General features: G+C 56.4%; 1 rRNA gene. It reads right to left on the bottom strand.

Annotation, left to right across the window (positions count from 1 at the left end):
- Positions 1-32 precede the first annotated feature (32 nt).
- A 23S ribosomal RNA gene (locus ACFYYT_RS36470) occupies positions 33-2,506 on the bottom strand; the annotation flags it as partial.

Here is a 2,506-nt window from a genome sequence, read left to right as displayed (position 1 = left end):
CTTCAGAACTAACACAGTGGACGCGAGCAACTGAGGACAAGCCCTCGGCCTATTAGTACCAGTCAGCTCCACCCGTTACCGGGCTTCCACATCTGGCCTATCAACCCAGTCGTCTACTGGGAGCCTTACCCTCTCAAGGAGGTGGGAATACTCATCTTGAAGCAGGCTTCCCGCTTAGATGCTTTCAGCGGTTATCCCTCCCGAACGTAGCCAACCAGCCATGCCCTTGGCAGGACAACTGGCACACCAGAGGTTCGTCCGTCCCGGTCCTCTCGTACTAGGGACAGCCCTTCTCAATATTCCTACGCGCACAGCGGATAGGGACCGAACTGTCTCACGACGTTCTAAACCCAGCTCGCGTACCGCTTTAATGGGCGAACAGCCCAACCCTTGGGACCGACTCCAGCCCCAGGATGCGACGAGCCGACATCGAGGTGCCAAACCATCCCGTCGATATGGACTCTTGGGGAAGATCAGCCTGTTATCCCCGGGGTACCTTTTATCCGTTGAGCGACGGCGCTTCCACAAGCCACCGCCGGATCACTAGTCCCGACTTTCGTCCCTGCTCGACCCGTCGGTCTCACAGTCAAGCTCCCTTGTGCACTTACACTCAACACCTGATTGCCAACCAGGCTGAGGGAACCTTTGGGCGCCTCCGTTACCCTTTGGGAGGCAACCGCCCCAGTTAAACTACCCATCAGACACTGTCCCTGATCCGGATCACGGACCGAGGTTAGACATCCAGCACGACCAGAGTGGTATTTCAACGGCGACTCCACAACCACTGGCGTGGCTGCTTCAAAGTCTCCCACCTATCCTACACAAGCCGAACCGAACACCAATATCAAACTATAGTAAAGGTCCCGGGGTCTTTCCGTCCTGCTGCGCGAAACGAGCATCTTTACTCGTAGTGCAATTTCACCGGGCCTATGGTTGAGACAGTCGAGAAGTCGTTACGCCATTCGTGCAGGTCGGAACTTACCCGACAAGGAATTTCGCTACCTTAGGATGGTTATAGTTACCACCGCCGTTTACTGGCGCTTAAGTTCTCAGCTTCGCAACCCCGAAAGGTCACTAACCGGTCCCCTTAACGTTCCAGCACCGGGCAGGCGTCAGTCCGTATACATCGCCTTACGGCTTCGCACGGACCTGTGTTTTTAGTAAACAGTCGCTTCTCGCTGGTCTCTGCGGCCACCCCCAGCTCACGGAGCAAGTCCGATCACCAGTGATGGCCCCCCTTCTCCCGAAGTTACGGGGGCATTTTGCCGAGTTCCTTAACCATAGTTCACCCGAACGCCTCGGTATTCTCTACCTGACCACCTGAGTCGGTTTAGGGTACGGGCCGCCATGAAACTCGCTAGAGGCTTTTCTCGACAGCATAGGATCATCCACTTCACCACAATCGGCTCGGCATCAGGTCTCAGCCTTAATGAGGGACGGATTTGCCTACCCCTCGGCCTACACCCTTACCCCGGGACAACCACCGCCCGGGCTGGACTACCTTCCTGCGTCACCCCATCGCTTACCTACTACAAGTCTGGTTCGTCGGCTCCACCACTTTCCTTTCCCCGAAGGGTCCGGAACGGCTTCACGGACTTAGCATCGCCTGATTCGATATTGGGCGTTTCAAAGCGGGTACCGGAATATCAACCGGTTGTCCATCGACTACGCCTGTCGGCCTCGCCTTAGGTCCCGACTTACCCTGGGCAGATCAGCTTGACCCAGGAACCCTTAGTCAATCGGCGCACACGTTTCTCACGTGTGTATCGCTACTCATGCCTGCATTCTCACTCGTGAACCGTCCACAACTAGCTTCCGCTGCTGCTTCACCCGGCACACGACGCTCCCCTACCCATCACAACACCCGTTGGGGCTATACGCTGCAATGACACGACTTCGGCGGTACGCTTGAGCCCCGCTACATTGTCGGCGCGGAATCACTTGACCAGTGAGCTATTACGCACTCTTTCAAGGGTGGCTGCTTCTAAGCCAACCTCCTGGTTGTCTCTGCGACTCCACATCCTTTCCCACTTAGCGTACGCTTAGGGGCCTTAGTCGATGCTCTGGGCTGTTTCCCTCTCGACCATGGAGCTTATCCCCCACAGTCTCACTGCCGTGCTCTCACTTACCGGCATTCGGAGTTTGGCTAAGGTCAGTAACCCGGTAGGGCCCATCGCCTATCCAGTGCTCTACCTCCGGCAAGAAACACACGACGCTGCACCTAAATGCATTTCGGGGAGAACCAGCTATCACGGAGTTTGATTGGCCTTTCACCCCTAACCACAGGTCATCCCCCAGGTTTTCAACCCTGGTGGGTTCGGTCCTCCACGAAGTCTTACCTCCGCTTCAACCTGCCCATGGCTAGATCACTCCGCTTCGGGTCTAGAGCGTGCAACTCAATCGCCCTATTCGGACTCGCTTTCGCTACGGCTTCCCCACACGGGTTAACCTCGCTACACACCGCTAACTCGCAGGCTCATTCTTCAAAAGGCACGCAGTCACGACC

Source organism: Streptomyces sp. NPDC002032 (assembly GCF_042890765.1).
GTDB lineage: Bacteria > Actinomycetota > Actinomycetes > Streptomycetales > Streptomycetaceae > Streptomyces.
This window is presented reverse-complemented; position numbering and strand designations above follow the sequence as displayed.